This is a genomic window from Kiloniella laminariae, from assembly GCF_027214005.1.
GTDB lineage: Bacteria > Pseudomonadota > Alphaproteobacteria > Kiloniellales > Kiloniellaceae > Kiloniella > Kiloniella laminariae_A.
Window position 1 is genome coordinate 265,562 of record NZ_JAPWGY010000002.1, and the last position, 18,942, is coordinate 284,503.

Annotated in this window: 23 protein-coding genes and 1 tRNA gene; 3 read left to right on the forward strand and 21 right to left on the reverse strand. The window is 51.1% G+C overall.

Annotated elements, in window-relative coordinates; translation table 11 throughout:
• Positions 1 to 4: 4 nt before the first annotated feature.
• From O4H49_RS05920 to O4H49_RS05965, 10 genes are all read right to left on the reverse strand, one after another.
• Complete coding sequence (locus O4H49_RS05920; RefSeq protein ID WP_269422518.1) at positions 5 to 1,603, reverse strand: cytochrome D1 domain-containing protein; 1,599 nt, start codon at positions 1,601 to 1,603, stop codon at positions 5 to 7.
• Positions 1,600 to 2,817 carry a heme d1 biosynthesis radical SAM protein NirJ gene (gene nirJ, locus O4H49_RS05925; RefSeq protein WP_269422519.1) on the reverse strand — a complete coding sequence of 406 codons (1,218 nt, stop codon included), beginning with the start codon at positions 2,815 to 2,817 and terminating at the stop codon, positions 1,600 to 1,602. The genes O4H49_RS05920 and nirJ overlap by 4 nt, the downstream gene beginning before the upstream one ends.
• Positions 2,810 to 3,355 (reverse strand): AsnC family transcriptional regulator, encoded by a 546-nt coding sequence (locus O4H49_RS05930; protein ID WP_269422520.1) that lies wholly within the window; start codon positions 3,353 to 3,355, stop codon positions 2,810 to 2,812. Before O4H49_RS05930 ends, nirJ begins: the two co-directional genes overlap by 8 nt.
• The gene (locus tag O4H49_RS05935; RefSeq protein ID WP_269422521.1) at positions 3,352 to 3,840 is read right to left on the reverse strand and encodes an Lrp/AsnC family transcriptional regulator; all 489 of its coding nucleotides are present in this window, start codon (positions 3,838 to 3,840) and stop codon (positions 3,352 to 3,354) included. Before O4H49_RS05935 ends, O4H49_RS05930 begins: the two co-directional genes overlap by 4 nt.
• A complete protein-coding gene (locus O4H49_RS05940; RefSeq protein WP_269422522.1) occupies positions 3,833 to 4,330 on the reverse strand; it encodes an AsnC family protein in 498 nt (165 codons plus the stop codon). Before O4H49_RS05940 ends, O4H49_RS05935 begins: the two co-directional genes overlap by 8 nt.
• Positions 4,327 to 4,782 (reverse strand): Lrp/AsnC family transcriptional regulator, encoded by a 456-nt coding sequence (locus O4H49_RS05945; RefSeq protein ID WP_269422523.1) that lies wholly within the window; start codon positions 4,780 to 4,782, stop codon positions 4,327 to 4,329. Before O4H49_RS05945 ends, O4H49_RS05940 begins: the two co-directional genes overlap by 4 nt.
• Positions 4,783 to 4,792: 10 nt before the next feature.
• Positions 4,793 to 6,001: a cytochrome D1 domain-containing protein gene (locus tag O4H49_RS05950; RefSeq protein WP_269422524.1), complete on the reverse strand. Its 1,209-nt coding sequence runs from the start codon at positions 5,999 to 6,001 to the stop codon at positions 4,793 to 4,795.
• Positions 5,998 to 6,351: a c-type cytochrome gene (locus O4H49_RS05955; RefSeq protein ID WP_269422525.1), complete on the reverse strand. Its 354-nt coding sequence runs from the start codon at positions 6,349 to 6,351 to the stop codon at positions 5,998 to 6,000. Before O4H49_RS05955 ends, O4H49_RS05950 begins: the two co-directional genes overlap by 4 nt.
• Positions 6,344 to 7,132 carry a uroporphyrinogen-III C-methyltransferase gene (gene cobA, locus O4H49_RS05960; protein WP_269422526.1) on the reverse strand — a complete coding sequence of 263 codons (789 nt, stop codon included), beginning with the start codon at positions 7,130 to 7,132 and terminating at the stop codon, positions 6,344 to 6,346. Before cobA ends, O4H49_RS05955 begins: the two co-directional genes overlap by 8 nt.
• A 139-nt stretch (positions 7,133 to 7,271) precedes the next feature.
• Positions 7,272 to 8,999: a cytochrome D1 domain-containing protein gene (locus O4H49_RS05965; protein ID WP_419715212.1), complete on the reverse strand. Its 1,728-nt coding sequence runs from the start codon at positions 8,997 to 8,999 to the stop codon at positions 7,272 to 7,274.
• Between the two features lie 326 nt (positions 9,000 to 9,325).
• On the opposite strand from O4H49_RS05965, the gene O4H49_RS05970 reads away from it, so the two are divergent.
• Positions 9,326 to 10,117: a sirohydrochlorin chelatase gene (locus O4H49_RS05970; protein WP_269422527.1), complete on the forward strand. Its 792-nt coding sequence runs from the start codon at positions 9,326 to 9,328 to the stop codon at positions 10,115 to 10,117.
• Here O4H49_RS05970 and O4H49_RS05975 read toward each other — a convergent pair.
• From O4H49_RS05975 to gstA, 6 genes are all read right to left on the reverse strand, one after another.
• Entirely contained in the window at positions 10,062 to 10,598 is a 537-nt protein-coding gene (locus tag O4H49_RS05975) for a hypothetical protein (RefSeq protein WP_269422528.1), read from the reverse strand. The genes O4H49_RS05970 and O4H49_RS05975 overlap by 56 nt on opposite strands.
• A gap of 79 nt (positions 10,599 to 10,677) precedes the next feature.
• Positions 10,678 to 11,409, reverse strand: coding sequence for a Crp/Fnr family transcriptional regulator (locus O4H49_RS05980; RefSeq protein ID WP_269422529.1), 732 nt, complete (start codon positions 11,407 to 11,409; stop codon positions 10,678 to 10,680).
• Complete coding sequence (locus tag O4H49_RS05985) at positions 11,410 to 12,192, reverse strand: Crp/Fnr family transcriptional regulator (RefSeq protein ID WP_269422530.1); 783 nt, start codon at positions 12,190 to 12,192, stop codon at positions 11,410 to 11,412. It lies immediately after the preceding gene.
• Between the two features lie 134 nt (positions 12,193 to 12,326).
• Positions 12,327 to 12,536 (reverse strand): tautomerase family protein, encoded by a 210-nt coding sequence (locus tag O4H49_RS05990; RefSeq protein ID WP_269422531.1) that lies wholly within the window; start codon positions 12,534 to 12,536, stop codon positions 12,327 to 12,329.
• 10 nt (positions 12,537 to 12,546) lie between these two features.
• A complete protein-coding gene (locus O4H49_RS05995; RefSeq protein WP_269422532.1) occupies positions 12,547 to 12,927 on the reverse strand; it encodes a nuclear transport factor 2 family protein in 381 nt (126 codons plus the stop codon).
• Positions 12,928 to 13,027: 100 nt separating this feature from the next.
• A complete protein-coding gene (gstA, locus tag O4H49_RS06000; protein ID WP_269422533.1) occupies positions 13,028 to 13,642 on the reverse strand; it encodes a glutathione transferase GstA in 615 nt (204 codons plus the stop codon).
• A 168-nt stretch (positions 13,643 to 13,810) separates the two neighbouring features.
• Between gstA and O4H49_RS06005 the strand changes: the two genes are divergently transcribed.
• Entirely contained in the window at positions 13,811 to 14,164 is a 354-nt protein-coding gene (locus O4H49_RS06005; RefSeq protein WP_269422534.1) for a winged helix-turn-helix transcriptional regulator, read from the forward strand.
• A gap of 95 nt (positions 14,165 to 14,259) precedes the next feature.
• Here O4H49_RS06005 and O4H49_RS06010 read toward each other — a convergent pair whose 3' ends face one another.
• From O4H49_RS06010 to O4H49_RS06030, 5 genes are all read right to left on the reverse strand, one after another.
• Positions 14,260 to 15,375 (reverse strand): THUMP domain-containing class I SAM-dependent RNA methyltransferase, encoded by a 1,116-nt coding sequence (locus O4H49_RS06010; RefSeq protein WP_269422535.1) that lies wholly within the window; start codon positions 15,373 to 15,375, stop codon positions 14,260 to 14,262.
• 118 nt (positions 15,376 to 15,493) lie between these two features.
• Entirely contained in the window at positions 15,494 to 16,003 is a 510-nt protein-coding gene (locus O4H49_RS06015; RefSeq protein WP_269422536.1) for a hypothetical protein, read from the reverse strand.
• A gap of 124 nt (positions 16,004 to 16,127) precedes the next feature.
• Positions 16,128 to 16,838 carry a hypothetical protein gene (locus tag O4H49_RS06020; RefSeq protein WP_269422537.1) on the reverse strand — a complete coding sequence of 237 codons (711 nt, stop codon included), beginning with the start codon at positions 16,836 to 16,838 and terminating at the stop codon, positions 16,128 to 16,130.
• Between the two features lie 286 nt (positions 16,839 to 17,124).
• Positions 17,125 to 17,215, reverse strand: a tRNA-Ser gene (locus O4H49_RS06025).
• A 282-nt stretch (positions 17,216 to 17,497) separates the two neighbouring features.
• Positions 17,498 to 18,034, reverse strand: coding sequence for a hypothetical protein (locus tag O4H49_RS06030; RefSeq protein WP_269422538.1), 537 nt, complete (start codon positions 18,032 to 18,034; stop codon positions 17,498 to 17,500).
• 295 nt (positions 18,035 to 18,329) lie between these two features.
• Between O4H49_RS06030 and O4H49_RS06035 the strand changes: the two genes are divergently transcribed.
• The gene (locus O4H49_RS06035; protein WP_269422539.1) at positions 18,330 to 18,941 is read left to right on the forward strand and encodes a hypothetical protein; all 612 of its coding nucleotides are present in this window, start codon (positions 18,330 to 18,332) and stop codon (positions 18,939 to 18,941) included.
• Position 18,942 lies beyond the last annotated feature (1 nt).

Consider the following 18,942-nt stretch of genomic DNA (forward strand, 5'->3'; position numbering starts at 1 on the left):
ATCTCTAGTGACTGGTACCGGCTGAATAGGTGATCTTGTTATAAACGTTGTATTTTCCAACCGGCTTGGACATGGGAAGACGTTTTATTTCCTCAAGGGTTTTTGCGTCATAGACAATGACCGCGCCCTCATCATCCCAAATGCTCAACAAGGCATATCGGCCAGAACGATCGAACTCGACATGGGCTGCAACCTTGCCCGGTTCCGGCTTTAACGTCTTGACGATTTCCAGCGTGGATTTATCAATGATATGTACAACATCCCTGTTTGGACCAAAGAACACATCAGCCCAGGCATAGGGACTGTTTTCATGGCTGCGCATGAAAAATCCGGGCCCCATGGTCTCCAGCACCTTGATGGTTGACCAGTCCTGCATGTCGATAACAGAAATTTTTCCTTCCATAAGATGAGGCGTCGCCAGGACAGATCGGTCCTGCCAGTCAAAGGTTATCCCTGATCCCAGATGCGGCATGCCATCCAGGGCAACATCGGCGATTTTGCGCCCGACATTGAGGTTCACCACCTGTCCACTTTGGCCGTCACGCGATGCGCCGATCAGATGGCGGTAATCCTGATCAAAGAAGAAATCATCAAGATGATCTTCAAGCCTGATCCGGCGCAAGGCAAAAGCCCGATCCTGGACGCCCAGCGCCTCAACCATCCCCGCTTCATAGTTGTGAACAAATCCGGGATAAATCGGCTTCTTAGGCTTGCTGTAGGGAATTTCCCAAACCTCGGGCATATCCTTGAGCGCGACAATGAAACTGCCGCGCGGGGGGGCAGTATAAACAGCGCTGACCCGGGAGCTTGCACCGTCATCTCCTGTCACGGGAATAATCCTGAGGGGCTTCAGGTCTTTCGCATCCATCACCACCAGACTATGCGGTAACATGTTACCGGCCATGACATACCGGCCATCATCAGAAACCGCCACATTGCGGGTGTTAAGCCCAACCCGAACTTCGGCCACTTTCTGTAGGCTGTAAAGATCATACAGGGTTACCCAGCCGTCACGGGAAGCCAGATACACAAACCGTCCGTCCGGGGAATACTTTGCCCCGCCATGCAAGGCAAAACGACTTTCAAACCGGGTCAGCGGCTCCATTTTGTCGCCATCAAGAATGGTAACGTGATGGTCACCTGCTTCTACGACAGTAAAGAGATTGAGCGGATCTCCGGCAAACACAGGCTTGTTTGGCAAGCTCATCGGATCAACCAGCAGAGTATAGGTCGCCTTGATTTCGTCCTCTCCCCAGACAGGCTGTACAGCCGGCTCCGACCTCAAATATGCGGACAGTTGCCCAATCTGCTCTTCATTTAATTCCCCGGCAAAGGCAGGCATCTGGCTGGCTGGACGCCCCTTGGCAATGACGGTTGTCAAGGCCTCACCCCGTAACTTGGCGATGGATTCCGGTAATAGCGCCGGGCCAATTCCGCCAAAACGATCTCCGTTATGGCAGGCAGCGCAATGTGTTGCATAAAGCGCGGCCCCTTCCTTCACCTCGCCTGCAGGAATAGGTTCCTGCGCCTGCACCATGTGCGAAGCAACCGCACCTGCAATCCCAACGGCTGTAAGCAATACAAATTTGGTCAGACTGTTCATTGTGCCGCCTCCACCTTTGCGTCAGAACTGTCGGGAGAATCTGATTTAAAAATACCTATTTCAGCGTCGCTCAGATAACAGCCGGGATCAGAAGCCCAGGGGTCATCACAGGCCTGAAGCGCACGGGTCCGCGTATTGCCGCCACAGATCGCGATGAACTTGCATTCACCACAACGCCCCGTGACAGGCCGCGGTTTCTGCCGCAGGCCGTCCATAACAGGATCCTGCGGATCATTCCATATCTCTGAAAAAGGCCGTTTCTTTACTGACCCTATCGTGTGACCCCACCACATACTGTCCGGATGCACATCCCCCATATTGTCAATATTGGCCACCTTTACGCCGGTCGAGTTCCCTCCCCAGCGTTCCAGCATCGCGATGACCTTGTCCATCCGCTCTTGCCCGATATCCGCGAGATGATGTTTTTCCAGCCACATCTTCAGAAACACACCATCGGCATCATTGTTACCAGAGACATAATCCCGCTTGATTCCGTTTCGAATATCTTCTGCACAGCTTTCAAACACCAGCTCAACAGCCTTGCGGGTTGTCTCCAGCATGACGTCATCACGGCGGTTGCCAATTCCCCGTCCGGCATAGTTCAGGTGCGAAAGATAGAACTTGTCGATGTTCTCTTCCTTCACAAGATCCAGCAAACCGGGAAGATCTTCTGCATTATCCTTGGTCAGGGTAAAACGGGCGCCAACAGGCAGGCCAGCATCCCGACACAAACGGATACCTCGCAGAGCCTTGTCAAAACTGCCCTCTTCACGGCGGACGTAATCATGACGCTCTTTCAGACCGTCGAGGCTGATCCCGATATAATCGACCTTTTGTTCGGCCAGAACCTCAACGTCTTCCGGCGTCAGGGTCGTGCCATTGGTCGAAAGCGTGACATAAAACCCCATGGACTTGGCGCGAGACAGGATTGGTAAAATATCAGGATGCATCATGGGTTCACCACCAGACAGGATCAGAACCGGGACACCATAGCTTTTCAGGTCATCCATTACGTCCATGATTTCAGGGGTGGAAAGTTCTCCCGGAAAATCAAAATCAGCGGCGAAGGCATAACAGTGTCGACATTTCAGGTTACAGCGGCGCAGGAGATTCCAGATGACGACGGGACCGTCGGCTCTGGCCGCCGGACTGACTCTCTGGGGTTTTGTCTCAGGGGCAAAAGCTGCGCGCATATACTGGCTTATTCTAAGCATCCTTGTTCTCCCTTTTTCCCTCGTCTGGCTTGGACAAATCTCCTGCCAGCCTCAGACCGGTTTTTTTCAAAATCCGGGTGCTATAGAGAATTTTATGACCCCGGTTGTGCTCTCCCAGAATATCGGAAATTTCCTGTGCCAGTTCTTCCACTTCGGCTCTGGATCGGGCATGGACCATGGCAAAGAGGTTATAAGGCCATTCCGGCAAGTATCGGGGCCGTCGGTAACAGTGGCTGACAAACGACAGCGCACCTATCCTAGGGCCAAGAAGGGATGTCTGCTCATCTGGAACATCCCAGACTGTCATGCCATTCGCGCAATATCCCAGACGATAATGATTGGGTATCAAACCGATGCGCCGGATAACTCCTTTGCCCTGCAAGGCTTTGATCCTCAACATGACCTGCTCGCCTGAGAGCCCCAGTTTTTCAGCCAGATAATGGTAAGGACGCGACACCAGTGGCAATCCCTTCTGGGTCAGGGCAATCAGATCCCGGTCGAGATTATCAAGAAAAACAGCGGGAGGTTCCTGTTTCATGTCACTTCCTCCGCCAGGGCCTCAAGTTTTAACTCAAGGAAGAACTCCTCTTCTTTGGGCATGTCATAGACTCTCAACCCCGTATTCTTCTCGATCTCTTGCAGAACTTCTGCAACACGCCCCGGGTTCTCGGTCAGAACCACAAACCACATGTTGAGAACATGCGTGCGTTCGTAATTGTGGGCGACTTCCGGGTAGCTGTTAACCAGTCTGGCAACATCATCGAAATTATCTTCCGGCACCCACATCGCCGCGAGTGTCACCCCGCCCCCCATGGCCTCGGTGTTGTAAAGCGGGCCAAAACGGGAAGCTGTCCCGTCGTGACACAAACGGGATATGCGCGAGATTACTTCACACTCGGAAAGACCGAACCAGCCTCCGATTTCTGCAAAAGGCCGCTCACAAACAGGAAAACCGCCCTGTAACCCATTAATCAGGGCCCGATCTGTTGCATCCAGATCCGCGAAAACCAAATTGTCAGTCATCGCTCCCTCCTGCTGTGCCATAGTTTCCTGCCGTCTGCTTGAACCGCCGGTCGCTAAACAGAATTTGTTTGGCGACCTCCTCAAGCGACAGGTCACTGACCAGTTGAGTATACTGACGCAAGACAATATCCCGGTCCTTGCCGTGAATCATGCAATAGAGATTATAGGGCCAGCGGGGCAGCGCTCGTTTGCGTTGATAACAGAGTGTCACAAAAGGATAGGCTGTAATCTGTCGCCCGAAATCACCAACATGGGCATCAGGGAGGTCAAACACACACATGGCATTGGCCTTATACCCCAGCTCGCGATGGTGCAGAATTGCCCCGAACCGCGAAATCACTCCCTCGTCCTTCAGCTTCTTGATTGTTGCCATGACCTTCTCTTCATCACAGCCAAGCCCGCCTGCCAGTTCGTGATAGGGACGAGCTGTATGAGCCAGTCCGGTTTTGAGGCGCGCGATCAGATTTTTTTCAAATTTGTCCAGCATCATGTCACCCTGAACCCCAGATCAAGACGGTAAGCCTCAACCATTGGCATGATCAGAACCTCGTGTTCGATCTTTCTTTCGATCGCTTCAAGAGTTCTGTCGAGCGTTTCTGTATCTGCTGCAGTCGCCACAAACCAAAGGTTGAGCGCGTTACTGCGTTCGTAATTATGATTCACCCCGGCAAAGCTGTTAATCTGAACCGCTACCTTTTCCAGTTGTTCCGGCTCAACAGCGACCGCTGCAAGAACGGAAGCACCAGCCCGCCCGGTACAGTAAGTTGCTCCGATACGGGACAACACCCGGCGTTCGGCAAGACGGGCAAAGCCATTGATAACCTCTTCTTCACTTGCTCCTTCACGTGCAGCAATTTCAGCATAAGGTCGGGATGAAACCGGGAAGTTACGCTGCCAGTTGTTCAGCAGGCGAACCTCGAGATCATTTAATTGATCAATCATCGTACGTTCCTCACAGGCCGGGTTTGTGCGCACGGGCACTCAGGAAGATACCGCTGGGGCTCTCCAGAGCCAGCTCTTCAAGCTTGTCAAAAGTCTCTGTGTTATAGGCTATGATTTTGTTTTCATCCCGCACGGAAACCCAGACTATTTCCCCCCTTGGGTGGAATTCCATATGCAAAACGCCCTTGCCAGCAGGCAGTGTCTTTATGACTTCTCGGCTCTCGCTACTGATCACCTGCAGCTGGTGATAGTCGGGAAAAGCAAAGTTGACCCAGACCTGACGTCCGTCCGGACGGGCCATGACAAATACCGGTTGCCCGGCGACTGGAATACGCTGGATTTCTCTCCAACTTGTCATATCGATGACCAGCACCTCGTGTCTGCCGACGGCTGGAACAAACGCAAGGTCGTCGGCAATAGCCCACCCTTCCAGATGGGGCATTTTATAGACCGGGCGCTTATCATCTTCACCCTTGCCATAGCTCCCGAGAATACGTTGCACTCCCTGCTCTGGATGCCACAGATCCAGCAGTGCCATCCCGTCTTCTCCAAACAGACCTGCGATATAATACCGTCCATCCGGCGTTATCAGTGCATCGTAGGGATTGCGTCCAACATTTTGAAATTTCTGAATTTCCGGTTTCCGGGGATCCGCCATATCGGCAACCCAGATTTCATCATGATCCCAAAGACTGAAGACAAACCTGTTACCAGGAGCATCAACCAGACCAATGACTTTCGAGCGTGCCCCCCCACCTTCAGGAACAGCTGGAATATCGACGATAAGCTCCAGTGTTCTGGCATCAAAAACTTTCACCCCGCCCGGTTCATAATTGGCAACCGCGACCAGAGTGCCATCCTGCGAGATTGCCCCTCCGATAGAGTTCCCAGATTGGATGACCCGCTTCACTATTTTTGCAGCCAGGATATCAACCTTGGTCAACCCGCCATCTCTGCCAAAGACATAGGCATAACGTTCATCCCGACTATAAACCACAGAGGCGTGGCTAAGATCTCCCAGACCAGACACTTTGGAAAGAAACGCACGGTTGGTTGTGTCAATAACCGCAAGCTCACCAGTGGCACGCGCAATCACAACCCCAAGATCACCTGTCCCGCGCAGGCTCTGCCCAGCACCACTTGCACTACAGGCAGCAAGCCCCAGCGTCATTGAAAGAATGATCGCCTGCCGGACTTTATGTATAGTTCCGAATCTCATTTATTTTCTCCCGGATCTGCAGCGGCTGTTTTTCCGCGCAAAATCCCGATCAGTTCATTGATTTGATTATCAGAAAGGATGTCTCGCCAAGGGGGCATCGCCGTTTCTTCCCGCCCATCCCGGATGATACTGAAGAGATCCTCATCCTCATAAGCAGCCAGACTGTCAGATAACAGGGCTGGCCCCAGCCCCCCTTTCAGGGTCATGCCATGGCAGGAGCCACAATCCTGATGCAACAGGCGCAGTAAATCGATCTCGACTGTTTCTTCCGCTTTATCCGCTGCATGTACAGGGAAAGCGGCTGCCCAGATCAGACCAACAGCAACAATTAGACGAAGAACTTCATGCATAACCTGCCCCCGCTGACGCCAAAAGCTCAGGCAGAAATCCTACCTTTTCCTTCTGGTCGGCCAGGGAGACCACTTTTCCGATAATAATCAAAGTAGGAGGTTTAAACTTTTCATCGCGAACCGCCCGTGAGATCCGGTTTAGGGGCGCAATGATTTTTCGTTCATTCGGCGTGGTAGCCTTTTCAATCGCGAGAACAGGCGTATCGGCCGGCAAACCTGCAGCAATCAGGCGCCGCGCAATAACCGCAAGCGCGGATAGTCCCATATAGATAACGAGAGTCGTATCCTCGTTTGCAAGGCTGTCCCAGTCGAGGTCAAGTTTATGATCTTCCCGCAAATGCCCCGTTACAAAACGAACCCCTGTCGCCAACCCTCTGTGGGTCAAGGGAATACCCGTTGTGGCACTACTGGCTGCTGCGGAAGTAATTCCGGGGACAACCTCAACAGAGATACCATGCTCTTTGAGAAAGAGAGCCTCTTCACCACCGCGACCAAAAATATAGGGATCTCCTCCCTTAAGGCGCACAACCGAACGATAAAGTCCGGCGGCATTGAGCAGAACCTCATTAATACGGTCCTGGGTCAGACTGTGATGCCCACTTTCCTTGCCAACATACAGTTTCCTGGTTTTGCTGGGAACCAGTCCGAGAATAGCGTCCGAGACAAGGCGGTCATAGACCACCACATCAGCTTCTTGAATAAGGCGTAAGGCCTTGACTGTCAGAAGTTCGGGGTCTCCCGGTCCCGCGCCAACCAGATATACAGGTCCGGCTGCTTCCATAATATCAATCCTCCAATAGTCGGATAACCGCGACATAAGCCGCATGACGTCGGTTCGATACAGCGCTGGAAGGATTTGTTTCCCTGGCCACCCCACCAGCGCTGCTGTAATCGAACAGAAGGTTCTCTGAGGAGAGCCTCTAGTAGACGTCTTCTCTGGTGTTAAAGACGTTGAACTTGCCTGTTGGTGTAATCAGGCGCGGGTCCTTGATGACTTTCTTCAGTTTCCGGGTTTTGTCATCAACGACAACAATTGCGGAATTCTGTTCCTTGCCATTCCAGACCGAGAACCAGATCTCGGTTCCAGCCTGGTTGTATTCGCCCTGAACCACACGCTGGGCGCCCTCATCACCAAGATCTGCCCATTCAGCAATCGGTAGTGTCTCAAACCCCTTGTCGAGGTTTTTGATATCAAACACAGCGACAGACTGATAAAGCTCGGCCTCAGAGTTCAAAGGCGTATCAACCCAAAGATTGCTCGACTTGGGATGTGTCTTGATAAAGAGCGATCCACCACCTGGACCTTCCAGGCTCTCGACCTTCTTCCAGGCATTATCCGGATGACCTTCAGGGTCTGTTCCGATTAGCGCCACAGTTTCATCCCCAAGATGACTGGTTGCCCAGACAGGGCCATATTCAGGATGAACAAAGTTGGCACCACGTCCTGGATGTGGCTTCACGCCAACATCAACCAGCCCGGCCAGCTTTCGCTCTTTGGTATCGACAACCGCAACCCGGTCCCGGGCGTTGGCAGCGACCAGGAAGTAACGGCCAGTAGAATCAAGACCACCATCATGCAGGAAGCGTTCGGCTTCGATTGTGGTTACCTGAAGGGCGTCGAGGTTTTCGTAGTTCACCAGAAGAATTTTTCCGGTTTCCTTCACGTTGACCACGAACTCCGGATTGTAGTGGGATCCAACAATCGACGCCACACGAGGTTCCGGATGATATTCCTGCTCGTCGTAGGTCGTGCCGCGTGTTGATTCAATTTTCAGAGGCTCAAGTGTTTCCCCATCCATGATGACATACTGTGGTGGCCAGTAAGCACCCGCGATCGCGTATTTGTCTTCCCAACCTTTCATCTTGGAGGTTTCAACCGAGCGCGCTTCAAGACCGACCTTGATTGTCGCAACCTTGCCCGGTTTTTCCATCCAGAGGTCGATCATATCAACCCTGGCATCACGGCCAATGACAAAGAGATAGCGACCAGAGGCAGAAACACGAGAGATATGGACGGCATAACCCGTTTCAATAACTGCTGTGATCTCATAGCTCTTGCCATCAATCAGGGCAATCTCACCGGTATCACGCAAGGTTACCGAGAAAAGATTGTCGATATCAATATCGTTCATCTTTTTGGTTGGGCGTTCGGCGACCGGAACAATAACCTTCCAGGTCTCCTTCATGCTGCTCATGCCCCATTCGGGCGGTTGTGGCGGGTCCTGCATGACATAACGCGCCATCATGTCCACTTCAGCTTCACTCAGGTCACCTGAAGTTCCCCAGTTCGGCATACCTGCAGGAGAACCATAATTAATGAAATCCCTAAGGTGATCTATTCCCAGCTCACGTGTTCTGTCCGTGGTCAGTGCCGGACCGGTGGCACCGTTGCGCAACACACCGTGGCAACCGGCGCAGCGTTCAAAGAAGATCTTGCGGCTGGCGGCAAACTCCTCCTCGGTCATGGTCGGAACACCAGGTTTGACGCCGGGTGCTTCCCCATCCAGCGGCATGGATTCAAGTGAAGGTTCATAGTTTGAACCATCGGGTGTATGGCCGGATTCAGCCCAGGCTGCTCCGCCCCCCAGAACCAGTCCCACCCCAACAAGCATTGGTGTAACTGTGTTCAGTAAAAATTTTCTGTACATGACTCACCCTCCAAAGCGGGTCGATTTTATCCAACACACCTCACTCCCCCGACCAGTCATTATCTTTGTCACTGCTGGGGACTCCTGACGTGTTGGAAGCAACATCACACGAGCCTGCCCCCCCCTGCTTTGACGATGGTCAATGAGAAAATTCCCCAACCTTTTCCATGAAAGCCCCCTCAGATAGTCACTTGACCAGCGTCATACCCTTCACCGAATGCCTTCTCTTAAAATCGTGTTGCAGCTCTCGCGCAGGACCTCAAAGAGGGTTGCAAGGTACAGACGGCAAACTGCAAACAGGCCGCATCAGTCAGGAAGAAACAGAAATGTCACAAAGCAAAACCCTGTTACTTATTGCGCACGGCAATCGGCACATCAAAAGCGAGAATGAACCGACCTGTCGTTTAGCAGAAAAGCTGGCTGAACAGCTGCCAGACTGGACTGTTGACTGTCGTTACCTTGTCCGATCCCCACGCTTGAGTGATGGGCCAGAAAAAATATTTGTTGGAGAGGTAACTGTTTTCCCGAACCTTTATGCAGATGGAATATTTCTGCGAGAGCGCTTGCCCGGTTGTCTGAACGAATGGCAGAAAAACCATATAATAAAAAGGCTGCCACCAATCTTCGAACTTCCCGGATTGACAGAACTGATGCACAGAAAAATCTGGGAACAGCTGGAAGCCTGTCAGCTCGACGCCATTGATACAGCCGTTATTGTCATCGGGCATGGTGCCTTGCGTGCCCAGACCTTTTCAGAACCCGCTGATGCCATGGCCCAACAGCTTCAACGCTTAAATCCTGATCTAGAAGTTATCCCGGCCTTTATCGAGAACACACCCCGTCTTGCTGACTGGGCTAAACTGACAAAACGTAAAAATGTCATCGCCCTGCCTTTTCTGGCCGGCGGTGGAATTCACATGAAAGTCGATGTTCCTGATGCACTCTACAAGACAGCTGCAGCAGATCAGCGATCCCTGCATCTGATGGAGGCAATAGGTGATATGCCAGAGCTCGTCCCCCTGATCACCGGACTTCTGAACAAAAACTCTTCGCGCAGAATGCTCAGGAAACCCCTTTCTCAAGCGCCAGAACGATCTGTTCTTCCTCTTCAGATATAATCTCGCTACTCCAGCCCCTTTCCTTCAGAAGCGGTAGAAAGCGACCGGGAAGTGACGAAAGAATGATACAGAGTGTATCGTCCAGCTCCGAACTGTCGATAAACCGCAAGATCGCAAGAAAATCGTCTGGAGGGTCAATTCTCCGGACATCCATGTGTAATAGGCCATCAGTGAAATAGAAATCAGGTTTCCCGCCTGCTCCTTTTTCTTCCGATGCGTTATCCTTGAATTTTCCAGGCTTGATACAAAACAGCCAGCCCTGCCGTCCTGTGTCGACCCGAATGATCTGACAACCCAATTCGGTTAATTTTTGCCGTAATGGCAAGGGATCAAAAGCAGAAGCCAGCAAAACCGAAGAATGAGGATTTTCTCCAAACAGGGCATCGACAACCTCGTCCAGAGGAATACGCCCCTCTGCCAACAGGCTTTCCACTGAAAACTCACAGATATTTTCTTGATGTTTCTCCTGAGATCCCATCATTCCCCCTGATCATTACCTTGCCCTGATGTTGGGCCTTCCTCTCTTTAGGGGAGATATTGTTTATTCTCCTTGAGCCTGATCAAGCAGACATAAGGATTTTCTCCTGATCAGAGAGATAGCCAAAATCAGCACAATACCGGCGCAATTTTTCCGGGTCCTTGATCAACACCTCGTGTCCTTCGCAGACAATACCTGCGTCTTCCAGCCTGCGTAAGGCTCTGGAAAAACTCGCCGGATCAATACCGATATGCCCGGCAATAACCTGCTTACAGCGCGGCAGGGCTCCATGCCCTTTCCATTCCTGACTTTCAAAAATTGCCAGCAGATAGGACGCCACACGTTGGCAGGGAGACAGGCTTTTCAATACCTTGATTTCCCGAATAAGATACTGCTGCCGCTGAATTAAGGCACTTAGAAGGTGAAGGGAAGCTTCCGTATCGGGAATGATTTTTTCTTCAAATGTTTTTTTGGGAACCTTGGCTATAACCGTTCCGGGTTGTGCCGTAGCATTAATCGGGAATTTCCCCAAACCGAGCATGGCAGCTTCGGCAAAGCTCTCTTCCCGTTCGACAATGCGAACCAGGCTCTGGGCTCCTTCTGCGGTCAGTGCACTGAGGTGGACCTCCCCCTCAAGCACAACAAAAAAACCATCCGCCTCATCTCCGGCCAAAAACAGGATTGTACTTTCGTCAAAAACCGAAACAGAAAGTTTGTCAAAAAGCTCGGCAAGCAGTTTTCCCGGTAACTGTGAAAAAATCACCACCCGGGATAGGATTTGAAGTTCTTTTTGTCCGATCGGTTGATGCCGCATTCACACCCCCCCAAGATCGAGAGGCCCGATACCAACCGGATAGCCACAATAGTCAACCAGCTTTTCCATATCGTCGACCTCTATCTGGTTCCCGGCTCCGGTTTTGATACCGATTTTACGCAGCTTTGCAAAAGTCCTCGACAGGGTTTCCGGTGTCATTCCCAGTTTTTCAGCCACAATCCGCTTGTCATAGGGTAAAACGATTTTCGCAGCCCCCTCGACCTGACCGGCAAGTTCGATCAAAAACATGGCCAGACGTTCAGCCGTGGTCCGCATTTTCAAATCGGCAATCTGGCTCATCAGAGAATGCATGTTCACCGACAGACGTCCCATCATCCGGAATACCAGTTCCGGGTCTTCCGACAGAATTTTGCGTAAGACTTCCCCCGGAATCACCCGCAGTTCCACATCATCCAGAGCAACGCAGGTAAACTCATAACGCCCTGTATTGGTCGCGGCGGCCTCTCCGAAAGCCCCCCCTGGCCCGACAACATCAATCGTCGAGCTTTTCCCGCCACAGGCTGAGGCAAGCAACAAGCGGACAAACCCCTCTTCGATCAGGAAAAAATTCTCGGCTGGCTCACCATATTCGACAATTGTTTCTCCTGCGAGATAGTTCTCTATCCGGCTCAGTGGTAACAGAAGCTCTTTTTTTTCCGCAGCCAATTCAAGAAAGGGAGACTTGATCCCCAGATCCTTGGTCTCCTGAGATTTGCTGCTCTTGCCATGCTGGACTGAACCGTGACGGTTTGTCCTGTTTTGCTGCAACCGGTCATAACCCATCCCGGCGACCCTCCTGAAATTGGTTATAACGGGGCATTTTCAGGGAATATACAGCAGAAAGCCTCCCGCAAACATGATCTGGATCAAGTCCGCAGAAGGCCTTGAAGCTCCTGAGAGCCTCTATATTTAATAAATCAGTTACCCGAAATTTGCTTCCGGTATTGCTCAACCGGCAGGCCGCCAACGCCCCAATGCTCCATTTCAACTTCGTCAATTACGACAAAGGTTGTTGCCGGATTTTTGTCCAGCACTCTTTGCAATAATTCGGTTACACCTTTAATCAATTCGGCTTTTTGTGCCTTGGTAGCACCTTCATTGGTAATTTTGATGTTCACATAAGGCATATCCTGCTCCTCAATTGGCAGATTTCAGTTCGTAATGGAAGACTTTGGCAATAATCTGCCAGCGATCATCGTGATAAATCAGGGTAAGGAAATCGGTGAAAAACTTTTCCCCAATCGCACAATTCACGGTGGCAAAGGCCGTCTTGTTTCCGGCAAAGGCAATCGAGACAACCTTGTCCTGGCGAGGTTCATTCCTGCTCGCCGGAGACGGCCTCGCAGCAACAATTGGAAAATAACTCTCCATATCAAGCTGAAGAAGATCTGCCTCACTGGCACAGACATACCGGGCGTCTGGGTGAAACACCTGTTTGAGCAGGCCAGTATCGGAATGATAAAGTCCATCAAAATACAGGCCGAGGGTCTTTTCGACCGCCAGATAAAGCGAAGTCATGAAAATTCCTTTTTAAAGCAATCTCGAGAAATGAACCGGAGAAGACAACCCAGGGCGGTTTACAGAAAATAACTGTTCCGAAAACCACCCTGTGGATGGCCTAGCCCAGCAGGCCTTCGGCTTTCAGAGCTGCCTGGGTTTTTTCCCGCCCGGCAACCCGGGTGACAAAGGCGGCCAGAAAAGGAACTTTATCAAGCTTGATACCAACAAAACTGGACCAGTTCGACACAACAAAGAGATAGGCATCGGCGACACTAAATTTGCTGCCAAGCAAGTATTCCCGGCCATCGGACAGAAGAGTTTCGATATACGCCATCTTCTTGGCGACATTTTCTTCGGCTTTCTGTCGTGCTTCGCCTTCAAGGGTTACACCTGAAAAGAAAGGACCAAAAGACTTGTGAAGTTCAGAAGCCACATAGTTCAGGTGTTCCTGCAAACGGGCGCGTTCGATCGTGCCTGCTGCCGGGGCAAGACCCAATTCGGGTTTCTGATCGGCAAGATATTGCAAAATTGCAGCCCCTTCGCTCAACACCTGGCCATCTGTCAGTTTAAGAGCAGGAACATAACCTTTTGGGTTAACTTGAGAAAAATCTTCACCACTTGCCGTTTTCTGTGTCCCAGTGTCCACTTTTTCGATTTCAAAGTCTCCCCCCAGTTCGTGCAAAACGATATGAGAAGCCAGGGAGCAGGCACCGGGTTTGTAATAGAGCTTCATCTTGTGTCACCTTCAGTTCAATGATTGATTATTCGAATTATTCGAACCATGCGTTGCTGATGAAGCATACCTAAGAACTGAAGTTACCTTTGTAAATCACAGAACATTATGTTACCTAACTATGTAGTTTCCATTCGGTAACTCGGTGAAAGTAAACGGAATAAATAGATGGCACTGAAAATTCGTAAAAACCAAAGCAAGCTTCCCCCGGAACAATGCCCTTTGACCGAGTGTATGTCTGTGCTGGGTGGTGCCTGGACCCCAAACCTGATCTGGTATCTCTCTGCAGGCCCACGCCGCTTTAGCGAGCTTCGGGTTGATATGCCCGGCATTTCAGCCAAGATCCTGACCACCAGGTTACGAGATCTCGAAGCCAAGGGAGTGGTCTTGCGCGAAGTCAAACCGACGTCTCCCCCTTCGGTCGAATATTCTCTGACAGAACTGGGCGCAGAGCTGATCCCGGCCATCGCCGCCATCGTCAAGGTCGGTCATAAGCTCAAGATGTTACACGGCAAGGATTAAGGCCCCCCTTCCGGGGACAAGTCGCAAAGCCAAGCTCCGCAAACAACTGATTTACAGAGTTTTATTCTCTAGAGGCAAGGCGTATCAACCTTGCCTCAAGCAAGTGGATCAGTCGTATAAAGCTTGATATTGATCCCGCCATGAGACACCGGACCGCTGGTAAAGCTGAAGGGCAGTCCCGTCGATTTCGCCAGGGGATCTGCGCTCGTAATCAAGCCGACCCGCCAGCCGGAAAACCGGGATTTGAGCACCTGACCCAGGGCCTGATACAGGGGCTTCAGGCTTTTCACCTCACCAATGCGTGTGCCATAGGGTGGATTGATAATCACCAGACCTGCCGGACCTTCCGGCGGAGAAACATCGTTGATCGATAGCTCCTGGAACCCGGTAAAATCCTCAACTCCTGCACGCTTGGCGTTTTCGCGGCTCATACGGACAGCACCGGGATCGCGGTCACTGCCATAAAAGCGGAAGTCCGGGGCCGGGCTGCTCTCTTTTCCCTTGAGCTTTTCCCAGGCTGCGGGATCAAAACCCACCAGCTTTTCAAAGGCAAAGTTTCGGGTTCGTCCAGGATTGAGACCTGACGCAATTTCCGCAGCCTCAATCACAAAAGTACCGGACCCGCACATGGGATCGACAACAGGCTCATTACCTGTATATCCACACTGACGCAGGAAAAGCGATGCCATTGTCTCGCGCATCGGCGCCTTGCTCACAGCAACCTTGTGATCACGCTTGTGCAGGGCTTCTCCCGAGCTATCAACACTGATGGTGCAGAGATCATCATGGATGCGCACCTTGATCGACACTTCGGCTTCGGCAGAAATTGAGGCGCCAAATTCCTCGGCAATCGCCCGTTCAATTCGTTGGGCCGCTGCACCCTTGTGATAAATCCGGGATGCCTTGCAAGAAACTTCGACCCGCAACGGTACATCCGGACGCAAGGTATCTGCCCAGGGGAACTTGCGGGCGCGTTTGTCCAGCTGCGCCAGATGCAAAGCCCTGAAAGCCCCCATACGCACAAGGATCCTGCTGGCGCCCCTGATCTCAAGGTTGGCACGCCAGACATCACGCCAGTCGCCTGCTATTGTCACACCACCGCTGACCACAACAGGTTCACGGAAGCCCTTCTCTGTTGCCTCTTCGCAAAGGACAGTTTCCAGGCCAGGAACGCTTACAAGGAAAATTTCGAGTATGTCATCTGTGTTCATCCCGGTTCCTTATCGCGAAAGCAGTGATTTGTCGATAGTACTTGTAGGTGGAGCCCCACACGCGACCTGTTTTCCTTCCCAAAAGGAAGGATTGATGCAGAAAAGATAAAACAATTATTCAAAGCTTCGCCAAAAGCTTGCGCGCCCGTGCCTGAGAGGATTTTGCGCCGCTGCCTTCCGCCTCCTGCAAAAGCCTTTTGGCTTCCGGCAACAGGTCCGCATCTGCAAGGGCAAAATCATACAGCGCCTGCAAGGCACAGGCTCGGACAATGGCACTTTTATGTATCAAATTGTCTCTCACCAGCTGCAAAACGGTCTTTTTCTCCCCGGCTGTCCAATGCAGCAGGGGAAAGATTTTCATAAGCTGTTCCTGTATTTCCCATTGATCCAACCCGGAGATTTCAGAACATAGCCGTCTTGTATAGGGCTGTAACAGGTCAGGACGTTCAAGACCAATCTGCATCAGCGCATGCGCTGCATGGGAACGTACGACCGGGCCACCAGCCGACAGGTTGTCCAGCAGATCCCCCAGCAAATTGGGATCATCACGGATCAGCGACGCGACTTCGCCCGCCCGCCCGATCCCCTTGCGATCACCAACAGCCAGAAGCTCCTTTAATTGTTGCATCACTGCTCCCTCCCGATGACACGGTTACATATCCGACCAACAGGTTTACAAGGCTAACAGCTTCGGGAAAAGTTCAGCAAGCCGCTATGGGGATCATCAATCAAGGCATATGTCAGGTTACACGTCACAAACGGATTGCGGGGACATCCAAACGGATTATTTCCTGAATTACCGCATCAGCAGCCACAGTATCTCCTTCTAACCCGGCATCGCGGCAGATGGTCAGAAAGCCTTGGTTATCTTTTGTGCGGATGGCAACCACACAGGCAATCTGAATATTATGTGCTGAACGTTCGATAGCAAGCAGCGTTGCAGACTCCAAATAGCCCGATGGATGTGAGATTTTCTCCCCAACCGATAATACTTTCCCGCCAAATTCTTCTGCATAACCTTGAGCCATTTCAGAAATGTTGGCGCTAAATACTGATGATGGAGCCTCCAGTTTGCCGATTGTAACACTGAGCCTATGCGCATAAGGGGTCAAATCATCCGGCGAGAATGATGGCTTCATCTTTCCCGAGGCTTTAAGTACTGCCGCCTGAGTACCATCCTTGAGTTCTGATGGAGCACAACGCACCGCTTTATTCAACTTGCTGATGTCGCTCTCAAGGCGACTTCCACTGGCTATCAGCCCATCGCATGAGAGCTTTGAGACAGATGTGTTCTGGCCGGAGTTTTGAGTAACACAAGAGCTCAAAAGAAAAGCAACGAGAGGAACCAGAAACGATTTTTTCATGATCGGCAATAACCTTGGTAGATATTTATCAGGAAAGCTCAGATTGAAAGCCGGATGGACGGCAAAGTAGAAAGGAGTGCAGAATTCAACGATCCTCACAAAGGATCTCTTTATTGATGAACAGCAGAGCAAAGACCCGAACTTGAGTTGCACAAGCCGTTGCCTCTATTACCAACAACCTATCAGAGAAAATTTCGTGCCCCTATGAATTTTTCTCGATTTTCATCAAGAAAACCATCCAGAACATTGCCCGGTCAGAGAGTTGCTTGCTCTGAATACTTTCTGTCAGTGGAAAGTGATCAACAGCAGACAAAAACGTATGCGGCAAAGCTTGCCAGCACAGTTATACGCTTTGTTTTAAATTATTTTCGTCGCAAGGGGGAAGTGGCGGAGAGTGAGGGATTCGAACCCTCGATACCGGATTAGGGTATACTCCCTTAGCAGGGGAGCGCCTTCAGCCACTCGGCCAACTCTCCGCAATGTGCGAACGGCGGAATTACTAAGGTTTTCTGGGATACCTGTAAAGGGTAAAAAAATAAAAAAAATTTACCCGTCTCCCAACAACACAGAAACCGCCCTGTTTTCTGGTATTCGTCCAACAGGTTTTTTTTACAGCCCCTGCCGAATAGTTTCAGCCAGATTCAGAGAATCGATAAGGCGCCGGAACGTTGAATCACAGACCCGATGGTCCCTCTATAAGCCCCGCCACAAAACCGATACCCATCCCCTTCAGAAACAAGCGACATTCCAACAATCGCCTACCCCTTGAGATTAAACAGTCTCTGGAACTCCTGATAGAGGCCAAACGACTTCAAGAGGCACTGCAATGATCCCTTGATTTGCCCCTCATTTTTAAAGGTGAGCAGTTCGTTCCCTGTAATCTCGATCCCCTGGCTCATCCTACTCATGATACGGCGCACCTCGGGATCAATTTCCGCCCATTTTTCCCGTGTATTACAGGCGCAGGCCGTAGAAATTTCCTCCTGTGTGATCCTCTCCAGACGCTTTTCAAGGTTTTCAATAGCATTGCGATGCCGGGTCAACTGGCTATGCATCTCTATCTCACTGCGTAACAGGGAAATCCTGGAAATGAGTTCCTCATTATCCTGAACCTTGATCTTGCAGATCTGATAGGGAATAGCTTGCCCTTCCTCGTAAAAAAGCGCCCCGTCGTCCTTGAGTGACTGCAAGGTTTCTGGAGAGAAGCTGGTAAAGCCTGGTTTCGTCACTTCCACCACAAGCCTTGAGGCCTCACCCGTGGCAGTTTCATTTTTCAGGTTTTTTCCACTGGTCACCTGATGATTTTCTTCAGTGGTTTTACACCCAGCCAAGACCAAAAACAGTGCTATTACATATAAAAAACGCATCGAAAATCCCTTTACCCTGCCTGTTGGGGAGATAAGCAAACAAACAGCTCTCCCAGAACTGTTTACATCTTCTGACTGTATTTCTTGAAGAACCTCTTATCACTTCAACAAAGCAAGGTCACGCTGATCAGGCTTTGCTACCAAAGCTTGTCCTTCCCATGCGCTGTCTGATTGGGTAAGATTCTCTCAAAGACAAGGGACTGAACAGCTTCGGAAAAGAAATATGTTAGTACGCCTGCTCGCTTTTATGTTTCTGCTCTTTGCGGTTTCGGGCTGCGCCCAGACGGGCAAAACAATCCATCAAAACAAATACGAAAAATCTCTTGTCCTGATTGAACGCATTATTACCCCCGCCTTTATCGACACGGCCCTGGCCCAGTCCATGGACGACTATAGGAAAGAATACAAGTTTTCAACGGAACGCCTGTCTGATGAAACGCTTGATAAACTCACCGCCGTGCTCAGCCGGGAAATCAACAAAACCCGGCGGGATCTTGTTGTTCAGCTGGCGACTGTTTTCACGCAGGAATTCACCACAGCAGAGATCAACGCTCTCTATAGTATCGAGGACTTTGACCTGTTGAGCAGAGCTCTCTCCAAGCTTCAGGAGCATGAAAACAGCGCCGATGCCTTTAAGCACCTGACACCAGAGGAGCTTAAAGCACTTTTATCACTGAAAGATCCAAAAGCATTAGCTGGCGCAGCCGAAAAGATTGACAAGGTGGTCGCCCGGGCCGACAAAATCAGCAACGATTACGTTCAGGATATTATCGTCCGCTCACTTCCCGAGATTTTTCAGATACTGCAGGACAATGAAACGCTGGTTGGCGCTTGAC

Excerpts from the sequence above, each read along its gene's own strand:
- O4H49_RS05990 (WP_269422531.1), bottom strand. The coding sequence starts at position 12,536 with ATGCCTTATGTGAACATCAAAATTACCAATGAAGGTGCTACCAAGGCA.
- O4H49_RS06015 (WP_269422536.1), bottom strand. The coding sequence starts at position 16,003 with ATGCAACAATTAAAGGAGCTTCTGGCTGTTGGTGATCGCAAGGGGATC.
- O4H49_RS05965 (WP_419715212.1), bottom strand. The coding sequence starts at position 8,999 with ATGTACAGAAAATTTTTACTGAACACAGTTACACCAATGCTTGTTGGG.
- O4H49_RS05980 (WP_269422529.1), bottom strand. The coding sequence starts at position 11,409 with ATGCGGCATCAACCGATCGGACAAAAAGAACTTCAAATCCTATCCCGG.
- nirJ (WP_269422519.1), bottom strand. The coding sequence starts at position 2,817 with ATGCTTAGAATAAGCCAGTATATGCGCGCAGCTTTTGCCCCTGAGACA.
- O4H49_RS05945 (WP_269422523.1), bottom strand. The coding sequence starts at position 4,782 with ATGATTGATCAATTAAATGATCTCGAGGTTCGCCTGCTGAACAACTGG.
- O4H49_RS05920 (WP_269422518.1), bottom strand. The coding sequence starts at position 1,603 with ATGAACAGTCTGACCAAATTTGTATTGCTTACAGCCGTTGGGATTGCA.
- O4H49_RS06005 (WP_269422534.1), top strand. The coding sequence starts at position 13,811 with ATGGCACTGAAAATTCGTAAAAACCAAAGCAAGCTTCCCCCGGAACAA.
- O4H49_RS05985 (WP_269422530.1), bottom strand. The coding sequence starts at position 12,192 with ATGGGTTATGACCGGTTGCAGCAAAACAGGACAAACCGTCACGGTTCA.
- gstA (WP_269422533.1), bottom strand. The coding sequence starts at position 13,642 with ATGAAGCTCTATTACAAACCCGGTGCCTGCTCCCTGGCTTCTCATATC.
- O4H49_RS05975 (WP_269422528.1), bottom strand. The coding sequence starts at position 10,598 with ATGATGGGATCTCAGGAGAAACATCAAGAAAATATCTGTGAGTTTTCA.
- O4H49_RS05950 (WP_269422524.1), bottom strand. The coding sequence starts at position 6,001 with ATGAGATTCGGAACTATACATAAAGTCCGGCAGGCGATCATTCTTTCA.
- O4H49_RS05935 (WP_269422521.1), bottom strand. The coding sequence starts at position 3,840 with ATGACTGACAATTTGGTTTTCGCGGATCTGGATGCAACAGATCGGGCC.
- O4H49_RS05995 (WP_269422532.1), bottom strand. The coding sequence starts at position 12,927 with ATGACTTCGCTTTATCTGGCGGTCGAAAAGACCCTCGGCCTGTATTTT.
- O4H49_RS06010 (WP_269422535.1), bottom strand. The coding sequence starts at position 15,375 with ATGAACACAGATGACATACTCGAAATTTTCCTTGTAAGCGTTCCTGGC.
- O4H49_RS05940 (WP_269422522.1), bottom strand. The coding sequence starts at position 4,330 with ATGATGCTGGACAAATTTGAAAAAAATCTGATCGCGCGCCTCAAAACC.
- cobA (WP_269422526.1), bottom strand. The coding sequence starts at position 7,132 with ATGGAAGCAGCCGGACCTGTATATCTGGTTGGCGCGGGACCGGGAGAC.
- O4H49_RS05930 (WP_269422520.1), bottom strand. The coding sequence starts at position 3,355 with ATGAAACAGGAACCTCCCGCTGTTTTTCTTGATAATCTCGACCGGGAT.
- O4H49_RS05970 (WP_269422527.1), top strand. The coding sequence starts at position 9,326 with ATGTCACAAAGCAAAACCCTGTTACTTATTGCGCACGGCAATCGGCAC.
- O4H49_RS05955 (WP_269422525.1), bottom strand. The coding sequence starts at position 6,351 with ATGCATGAAGTTCTTCGTCTAATTGTTGCTGTTGGTCTGATCTGGGCA.
- O4H49_RS06035 (WP_269422539.1), top strand. The coding sequence starts at position 18,330 with ATGTTAGTACGCCTGCTCGCTTTTATGTTTCTGCTCTTTGCGGTTTCG.